Annotated in this window: 6 protein-coding genes and 1 tRNA gene; 4 read left to right on the top strand and 3 right to left on the bottom strand. The window is 68.2% G+C overall.

Going from position 1 to position 8,203, the window contains the following annotated elements; translation table 11 throughout:
• The first annotated feature begins 37 nt into the window (after positions 1–37).
• Both ACFYNL_RS06370 and ACFYNL_RS06365 read left to right on the top strand, forming a co-directional pair.
• Positions 38–1,387, top strand: a complete 1,350-nt coding sequence (locus ACFYNL_RS06370; protein ID WP_388800463.1) for a pyridoxal phosphate-dependent decarboxylase family protein — start codon at positions 38–40, stop codon at positions 1,385–1,387.
• On the top strand, positions 1,384–2,835 hold the full coding sequence (locus ACFYNL_RS06365; RefSeq protein WP_388797555.1) for a lysine N(6)-hydroxylase/L-ornithine N(5)-oxygenase family protein: 1,452 nt from the start codon (positions 1,384–1,386) through the stop codon (positions 2,833–2,835). Before ACFYNL_RS06370 ends, ACFYNL_RS06365 begins: the two co-directional genes overlap by 4 nt.
• 62 nt (positions 2,836–2,897) lie before the next feature.
• Here the strand turns inward: ACFYNL_RS06365 and ACFYNL_RS06360 are convergent, their stop codons facing one another.
• The gene (locus tag ACFYNL_RS06360; protein ID WP_388797552.1) at positions 2,898–4,703 is read right to left on the bottom strand and encodes a bifunctional metallophosphatase/5'-nucleotidase; all 1,806 of its coding nucleotides are present in this window, start codon (positions 4,701–4,703) and stop codon (positions 2,898–2,900) included.
• A 140-nt stretch (positions 4,704–4,843) separates the two neighbouring features.
• Here ACFYNL_RS06360 and ACFYNL_RS06355 point away from each other — a divergent pair, with 140 nt between their 5' ends.
• Together ACFYNL_RS06355 and pyk are read left to right on the top strand one after the other, a co-directional pair.
• Positions 4,844–5,557, top strand: a complete 714-nt coding sequence (locus ACFYNL_RS06355) for an SIMPL domain-containing protein (RefSeq protein WP_388797549.1) — start codon at positions 4,844–4,846, stop codon at positions 5,555–5,557.
• A 164-nt stretch (positions 5,558–5,721) separates the two neighbouring features.
• Positions 5,722–7,158 (top strand): pyruvate kinase, encoded by a 1,437-nt coding sequence (gene pyk / locus ACFYNL_RS06350; RefSeq protein WP_388797546.1) that lies wholly within the window; start codon positions 5,722–5,724, stop codon positions 7,156–7,158.
• Positions 7,159–7,207: 49 nt separating this feature from the next.
• Here the strand turns inward: pyk and ACFYNL_RS06345 are convergent, their stop codons facing one another.
• Entirely contained in the window at positions 7,208–7,981 is a 774-nt protein-coding gene (locus ACFYNL_RS06345; protein WP_388797543.1) for a transcriptional regulator, read from the bottom strand.
• 107 nt (positions 7,982–8,088) lie between these two features.
• A tRNA-Leu gene (locus tag ACFYNL_RS06340) sits at positions 8,089–8,163 on the bottom strand.
• Positions 8,164–8,203: the final 40 nt, after the last annotated feature.

The raw sequence follows: 8,203 nt of genomic DNA, 5'->3' as shown, positions 1-8,203 counted from the left end.
GCCCTCCGATGCGCCCGCCTCCGGGGTGGCTGCCGCTATGGAGGCGTGCTCGCTTCCCGACGCCGCCGCGCCCCGGGCCGCTGCGGACGCTTCCCAGGCGGGCCGGCCCTCCGACGCCCCCGCCTCCGCGGTGGCCGCCGCTGCCCCGTGGGCCGCCCCGCTTCCCGACGCCGCCGCGCTCCGGTTCGCGGCCGTTGCTGCGCAGGTGGGTCCGCTTCCCGACGCCTCCGCGCCCGGGGCCGCGGCCCCGCAGGCCGGTACGGCCCGCGACGCCCCCGCCTCCGCGGTGGCCGCCGCTGCCCCGTGGGCCGCCCCGCCTCCGGACGCCGCAACGCCCCGGGCAGCAGCCCCGCAGGACCGCCCGGGCATCGCCACCCCCGTCCTCCACGCCGCCCCGCGAAGCCCCCGCCCCGCCGCCCCGCGAAGCCCCCGCCCCGCCGCCCTCGTCACCACCGGCGGCACCGAGTCCAACCAACTCGCCCTGCTCCTCGCGCGGGAGGCTCACGGCGGCGGTGTGCGGCTCGTCCACGGGTCGAACGCGCACCACTCGCTGCCCCGTGCCGCCTGGCTGCTCGGCATGCCCGAGCCGGTCGTCGTGCCCGCCCCGGCCGGGACGCTCGACCCCGTCGCCCTCGACGAAGCCCTCACACGACTGGCCGGGCCGCCCGGCTCACTCCTGGTCGCCGCCACCGCAGGCAGCACCGACGCAGGGCTCATCGACCCCCTCCAGGACATCGCCGCCCGGTGCGCAGCCCACGGCGCCCGGCTCCACATCGACGCCGCCTACGGCGGGGGCCTGCTGTTCAGCGACCGGTACCGCGACCGGCTCACCGGCCTCCACGCCGCCGACACCGTCGCCCTCGACCTGCACAAGTTCGGCTGGCAGCCCGTCGCCGCAGGCCTCCTCGCCGTCCGCGACCCCCGCGACCTCACCGTCCTCCACCGCCGCGCCGACTACCTCAACGCCGAGGACGACACCGAGGCCGGCCTGCCCGACCTGCTCGGACGATCACTGCGCACCAGCCGCCGCCCCGACGCCCTCAAGATCGCCGTCACCCTGCGCACCCTCGGCCGCCACGGCCTCGGCCGACTCGTCGAGCACGTCTGCGACACGGCACACACCTTCGCCGCCCTCGTCCACCGCCACCCCGGCTTCGAACTCCTCGACCCGCCCACCATCAGCACCGTCCTGTTCCGGCCCGCACACACCACCGACGACGCCGTCGCCGCCGTACGCCGAAAGCTCCTCACCGACGGCCGCGCCGTCCTCGGGCGAGCCCGGTTAGACGGGCGCCTGTGGCTCAAGGCCACATTCCTCAACCCCCGCACGCGCCCCGACGACCTGGCCGCCCTCCTGAAACTGGTGGAAGGAAACACCCCCGGATGACCCCCCACAGCCACCCAGAGAACACCTCACAGAACCACCCGCACCACGACCCCGACGCCCCCCGCGACCTCGTCGGCATCGGCATCGGCCCGTTCAACCTCTCCCTCGCCGCCCTCGCCCACCCCCTCACCGAACTCGACGCCGTCTTCTACGAGCAGCGCCCCTCCTTCGTCTGGCACCCCGGCCTCATGATCGACGGCGCCCGCATCCAGGTCCCCTTCCTCGCCGACCTCGTCACACTCGCCGACCCCGCCAGCCCCTGGTCCTTCCTCAACTACCTCAAAACCCGCGACCGGCTCTTCCCCTTCTACTTCGCCGAGCGCTTCCACATCCAACGCGCCGAGTACGACGCCTACTGCCGCTGGGTCTGCGAGAACCTCCCCGCACTGCACTTCGGCCACCAGGTCGACGCCGTCCGCTTCAACCCCGAACGCGACGTCTTCGAAGTCGACTTCACCCAACTCGCCCCCGACGGGGACGCCGAAGCCCTCGGCCGCACCTACACCAAGAACATCGTCCTCGGCATCGGCACCGAGCCCTACGTCCCCGACCCCCTCAAACCCCTCGTCGAAGCACCCCACGTCCCCGTCATCCACGCCGCCGACTACCTCGACCACCGCGAAAGACTCCTCGCCGCCGAACACATCACCGTCATCGGATCGGGACAGTCCGGCGCCGAGGTCTTCCTGGACCTCCTGCGCCGCCGCCCCGCCGGCCGCGAAAGACTCCACTGGCTCGGCCGCACCGAAGCATTCGCGCCCATGGAGTACTCCAAGCTCGGCCTCGAACACTTCACCCCCGACTACACCCGCTACTTCCACGCCCTCGCCGAACCCGTCCGCGACAAGCTCGTCGCCTCCCAATGGCAACTCCACAAAGGCATCGACGCCGACACCCTCGCCGCCATCCACGACGAGCTCTACCGCCGCACCCTCGACGGCGGCTGGCCCGACACCGTCCTCACCCCCGGCGTCCACGTCCGCACCGGCGGCCGCATCGCCACCACCAAAATCGAACTCCACCTGGAACACATCCACCAGAACACCCGCTCACGCCTGACCACCGGCGCCGTCGTCCTGGCCACCGGCTACCGCGAACGCCCCCTCGACCGCCTGCTCGCCGGCCTCGACCCCTACCTGCGCCGCGACAACCAGGAACGCCCCCGCATCGACGACCAGTACCGCCTGGTCATGGACCCCTCCGTCAGCGGCTCCGGCTGCCACGTCCACGTCCAGAACGCCGAACGCCACACCCACGGCATCGGCACCCCCGACCTCGGCCTCGCCGCCTGGCGCAGCGCCAGCATCCTCAACTCCGTCACCGGCAAGGAGACCTACGCCCTCCCCACCCGCACCGCCTTCACCAGCTTCGGCCTCCAACAGCAAAAGCCCCGGATCCCGGCCGCGCGCCAACCACTGGAGCTGACACCACTCATGGACGGGATCTGAGGCTTCACCGCACAGCCCCTGCACCAGGGGCTGTGGTTCGGATCATGCGGGCATCACGGGCCCTAGAACACCGGCGTGCCGTTCCGCGTGAGCTTCCAGTCCACCGACGCGAAGTCCTTCGGGTCCAGCACGCCCTTCGCGGTCACCCACTCCGCGATCCGCGTGCGGATCTCCGTCGACTCAGCCCACAACTCCTGGGCCGACGCCACATGCGGGAACGCTCCACCGCCGTTGGCCCGGTAGTTGTTCACGGCGAACACGAACTTCTGGGCACCGTCGAGAGCCACACCGTTGTACGTCAGGTTCTTGATCCGGGAACCCGCCGCCTGGGCGATGTCGATCTCGTACGACAGACCCGACACATAGTCGTAGTTGTAGTCCGGGCGGCCACCGGCGTTCGTCAGCTTGTCCACCTCGACCGCCGCACCCGGCGCCGTCTGCACGAAGTACTCCGCCGAATACTCCAGATACGCCTTGAGCTGCGCACCCGTCATCAACTTGGCCACCAGCGTGTTGTCGTACACGTACAGGCTCGACAGGTCCCGGATCGTCACGTCACCCGCCGGAATCGCGGACGTGCGCGAGAACGGGGACGCCTGGGAGAGAACCGGCAACGAGGCGTACTCCGTGCCGGCCAGCGCCGCCTTGACCACGTCCTCCTGGACCTTGGTGATCAGATCGATGATCGGGGCGTCCTTGTAACGGGCCTCGACCGTCGTCAGCGCCTCCGTCGCCGTACCGACGACCTGGTTGACGTACTCCACGACGATGTCGTGATCGTCCTTCAACAGCTTGGTGATCTTCGGGTCGTCGGCGACCGTCTTCGAATCACGCACCGTCGCCTTCACCGACTCGACCTTCCAGCAGCCCTTCTCCAGGACCAGCTCGAAGTCGAACAACGACAGCCTCTGCGCGAAGCACAGCGGCTCGGACAGCACGACCGTCCTGCCCGTCTTCTCGTTCGTGACCAGCAACTCCGCGATCTCCGTGTGCGCATGCCCGACGAGGATCGCGTCGATACCCGGCACCTGCTGAGCCACCAGCGCCGCCGAGTTCTCGATGTACGGCAACTGGTCACCGTACGACGACGTCCCCGACGAACCCGAATGCGCCGACACGACCACCACGTCCGCGCCCATCGAGCGCAGCTTCGGCACCCACTTCGCGGCCTGCTCCTCCAGACCCGGGAACACCATCTTGCCCTCGACGTACGCCTTGTCCCAGATCGCGATGCCCGGGTTCGTCAGACCCAGCACCGCGACCTTCACCGGCGGGGCACCCGGCACATGGAACTTCTTGATGAAGTACGGCGGGAAAGCGGGCTTCAGCGTCTTCGCGTCCAACGCGTTCGCACCCAGCAGCGGAAAATCGCACTGGTCCTCGAACTTGCGCAGCGTCTCGATGCCGTAATTGAACTCGTGGTTCCCGAGCGCCACGGCGTCGTACCCGATCGCGTTCATCGCCGCCGCCATCGGATGCACCGGACCACCCTTCGCGGTGATCGGATCGACCTTCGCGTAGTAGTACGTCAGCGGGGTCCCCTGGATCGTGTCACCCGCGTCGATGAGCAGCGTGTTACGCCGACCCTTCTCCGCACGAACCTGGTTCACCAGCGTCGAGACCCGCGCCAGCCCCTTCGCGTTGCCCTTGGCGTCGGCGTACTCCGCGTCCTTGAAATAGTCCCAGTTGAAGATGTTGCCGTGCAGGTCGGTCGTGCCCATCACGGTCAGCGCGTACCGCTTCCTCGGCCGCGAACCCTTCGCCGTCTCGGCGGCCTGAGCCGCCGGAGCACCCACCGCACCGGCCACCGCCACCCCCGCTCCGGTCACAGCTGACTTCTTCAAGAACTTCCGACGGTTCAAGGGCATGAGTGCATCTCCCAGCGGGAACAGGTCAACAACGCGCGTAGATTCTGACCTGGGCATGCCGACCAGCAACAGACCCCGCAGGTTTCGATCTGATGACCGACCACGGCCGTACCCCAGCAAGCGATGACAGAGTGGGACGTATGACCACGCCCACAGAGGAACAGCCACCCCCCGTCCCCTACGGCACCCCCGACGCCCCCCGCATCGCCGTCCGCGGCGAAGCCCACCTCGAAGTCGACCCCGAGATCGCCCACATCAGCGTCCTCGTCGCCTCCCGCGGCAAAGACCGCCGCACCGCCCTCGACGACCTCACCCGCCGCAACACAACCGTCCTCGACCTCATCAAAACCTACGGCGACGCAGTCGAACGCCTGGAAACCGGCGCCTTCTCCATCAGCCCCGAACTCAAGGACAAAGGCCGCGGCGAACGCGTCCACGCCTACCACGGCCGCGTCCACATCACCGCCGAACTCACCGACTTCACCGCACTCGGCGAACTCACCACCCGACTCGCCGACCTGGAACTCACCCACGTCGACGGCCCCTGGTGGGCCCTACGCCCCAACTCGCCCGCCCACCGCCAAGCCAGGCAACAAGCCGTACGGGAAGCAGTACAACGCGCCCGCGAATACGCCGAAGCACTGGGCACCACCCTCTCCGCACTGGTGGAACTCGCCGACATCGGCGCGGAGAACACCCCACCCCTCCCGCCGGCCCCCGGCGGCCGCATGCGCTCCATGGCCTACGCCGCCGCGGAGAGCTCAGCAGCCGCCCCACTCGACCTCGAACCCCAGCGGCAACACGTCCACGCCCAAGTGAACGCACGATTCACCATGGCACCACCCCGCCTGTGACCACCACGCCACCCACACGGAACACCCCGGCGGGGTACTACGAATTGCTCATCGGAGCACCCCGCCGCACAATTCAACGCTTGTCAACAACCCTTCATACACAGGTTGTTGGGTCGTCACGCCCACCCAATTCTCTACCCGCCGGTAAGTCATAGAGTCGACCCATGCGCCGAGCGAAAATCGTCTGCACCCTGGGCCCCGCCACCGACACCTACGACCAGATAAAGGCACTGGTCGAAGCCGGAATGGACGTCGCCCGGTTCAACCTCAGCCACGGCAGCCACGCCGACCACGAGCAGCGCTACCAGCACGTGCGCAAAGCCTCCGACGAAACCGGCCGCAGCGTCGGCATCCTCGCCGACCTTCAAGGCCCGAAGATCCGCCTCGGCCGCTTCACCGAAGGCCCCGTACTCCTCGAACGCGGAGACACCTTCACCATCACCGTGGAAGACGGCGCCGAAGGCAACCGCGAGGGCTGCGGCACCACCTACGCCGGCCTCGCCGACGACGTCACCCCCGGCGAACGCATCCTCGTCGACGACGGCAAAGTAAGCCTGGAAGTCACCTCCCTCGACGGCCCACGCGTCCACACCACAGTGGTCGAAGGAGGCATGGTCTCCGACCACAAGGGCCTCAACCTCCCCGGCGTCGCCGTCTCCGTCCCCGCCCTGTCCGACAAGGACGAAGACGACCTGCGCTGGGCCCTGCGCACCGGCTTCGACGTCATCGCACTGTCCTTCGTCCGCTCCGGCCGCGACATCCAGCCCGTCCACCGCATCATGGACGAAGAAGGCCGCCGCCTCCCAGTGATCGCCAAAGTGGAGAAACCGCAGGCCGTCGACGCGATCGACGACATCGTGGCCGCCTTCGACGGCATCATGGTCGCGCGCGGCGACCTCGGCGTCGAGATGCCGCTGGAACAGGTCCCGATCGTCCAGAAACGCGCGATCAAACTCGCCAAGCGCAACGCCAAGCCGGTCATCGTCGCCACCCAGATGCTCGACTCGATGATCGACAACTCCCGCCCGACCAGGGCCGAGGCCTCGGACGTCGCGAACGCGGTCATCGACGGCACCGACGCGGTGATGCTCTCCGGCGAGACCAGCGTCGGCAAGTACCCCATCGAAACCGTCCGCACCATGGCAAAAATCGTCGAAGCGGCCGAAGAGGACCTCCTCGCCAAGGGCCTGTCACCCCTGACCGAACGCAACAAGCCCCGCACCCAGCCCGGCGCGGTCGCCCGCGCCGCGGCCGAGATCGGCGACTTCCTCGGCGCCCGCTTCCTGGTCGCCTTCACCCAGTCGGGCGACACCGCCCGCCGCCTCTCCCGCTACCGCTCCCCGATCCCCCTGCTGGCCTTCACCCCGGAACCGGCCACCCGGTCACAGCTGAATCTGACGTGGGGGGTGGAGACGTTCCTGGGCCCGCACGTGGAGTCCACGGACGCAATGGTCGACCAGGTGGACGAGCTGCTGCTGAAGTACGGCCGCTGCAAGAAGGGCGACACGGTCGTCATCACGGCGGGCTCGCCTCCCGGCGTGTCGGGCTCCACGAACATGGTGCGCGTGCATCACATCGGGGAGGACGACAGGCCTGAATAGCAGGCGTGGGGCCCCTCTTCAGCGTTGCGGAGGGGCCCTTTGCGTGCGGTCAGTACTTGGGGCCCACGTGGGTGTCCATGAGGGCTACGGAGGCTTTGCGGGCGATGGAGATATTGAACGGGTCGCTGCCGCGGGCGAGGACGGTCCACTCGACCCCTACCTTGACGAGGGCGTCGGTGAAGAGCTTCCGGATGTCGTCCGACTTGTTGGTGAAGAAGTAGCGCGGATACTCGTAGCGCTTGCGCTCGCCGCCTACGAGGCGAGTCGTCCAGTTGGTGATGCGGCAGCCGTCGGAGTGGATGAGGCCGCGGATGAACGCCCAGGGGTGGGCGTCGACGATGGCCTGTTGCCACGCTTCGAGGACGATCTTGCGATGGTGCTTCATGCCGGGACCGTGCTGCGGAAAGAGGCATGGCCAGTGCTTGCTGGAACCCGTGACTGCGACGCAGCCCTGCTTCTTGACGCGGCACACGCTGTTGTCCGGACGAACGGAGCGTATTGCGGTCTCACAAGCGTCAATAATGCCTGGCCAGGCGTTGTCCAGCACGATTCGCAGGAAGTAGACGCCCCGGCGGTGAGCGTTGATGCAGCCGTCACCGAGATAGAGGCCCAGCAGGTAGGCGTACGCCGCTCCGTCCTCAGGTGGACTCGGAACATCCTGGCATCTGGGGCAGCTGCCACCTGTCCGCCGGCGAGGTTCGATGCAGATCCGCCATGCCCGGATCGCTGCACGGGAAATACCCATCTCTTTGCTGACCGAGTTCAAGCTGCGCCCGGTAGCGATCAGCGCCAATGCCCGCTCGCGCGTGCTGAGGTCGTACATGCGCACACTCTCTGCGCGTGTTCGTGGCGACACGCGGCAAAAAGCGGATGTCCACGAGAACGTGGCCATCCGCTTTTTTCTTCGCGACCTTGGATTCGAAGGAAATGTGCCCCAGGTGGGATTCGAACCCACACTGTCCGCTGTTTGAGAGCGGCCTCTCTAACCAGTTGGAGTACTGGGGCCTTAGAAAGGAAGGAGACGTGCAACCCCTCGCGCACCCAC

It is taken from the genome of Streptomyces sp. NPDC007808 (genome assembly GCF_042868655.1).
Taxonomy (GTDB): Bacteria; Actinomycetota; Actinomycetes; order Streptomycetales; family Streptomycetaceae; genus Streptomyces.
This window is presented reverse-complemented; position numbering and strand designations above follow the sequence as displayed.

Coding starts and splice junctions, on each gene's coding strand:
- ACFYNL_RS06355 (WP_388797549.1), top strand. CDS start 4,844: ATGACCACGCCCACAGAGGAACAGCCACCCCCCGTCCCCTACGGCACC.
- ACFYNL_RS06370 (WP_388800463.1), top strand. CDS start 38: ATGGAGGCGTGCTCGCTTCCCGACGCCGCCGCGCCCCGGGCCGCTGCG.
- ACFYNL_RS06360 (WP_388797552.1), bottom strand. CDS start 4,703: ATGCCCTTGAACCGTCGGAAGTTCTTGAAGAAGTCAGCTGTGACCGGA.
- ACFYNL_RS06345 (WP_388797543.1), bottom strand. CDS start 7,981: ATGTACGACCTCAGCACGCGCGAGCGGGCATTGGCGCTGATCGCTACC.
- ACFYNL_RS06365 (WP_388797555.1), top strand. CDS start 1,384: ATGACCCCCCACAGCCACCCAGAGAACACCTCACAGAACCACCCGCAC.
- pyk (WP_388797546.1), top strand. CDS start 5,722: ATGCGCCGAGCGAAAATCGTCTGCACCCTGGGCCCCGCCACCGACACC.